Genomic DNA, 252 nt, shown 5'->3' with positions numbered 1-252 from the left:
GACAATGTAGTCCTTCAATGCTGGCGCCAGATAAACCGCGTTGACCTGCAGCCTTGCCTGCTGAATTTCGACAATGCTGATCTTGTCGCTGACAATAGGACGATTGCCGCCTCGCTCCTGTTCGACAAGATCGAGAATCTCGCGCTCGGACGTGGCATCCGGAAAATCGACGGTCACGTGAAAAAGAAAGCGGTCAAGCTGGGCTTCGGGCAGCGGAAAAGTGCCTTCATGTTCGATTGGATTCTGCGTGGC

1 protein-coding gene is annotated in these 252 nt (G+C 54.0%); it reads right to left on the bottom strand.

Annotation, left to right across the window (positions count from 1 at the left end; genetic code table 11):
* The coding region (locus AC6CHM_RS25200) for an AAA family ATPase (RefSeq protein ID WP_498176094.1) at positions 1-252 on the bottom strand (252 nt) is incomplete at both ends.

Source organism: Phyllobacterium sp. GQ127 (genome assembly GCF_059758635.1).
Note: the sequence above shows the minus strand (reverse complement) of the source record. Positions and strands in the feature narration are given on the sequence as shown.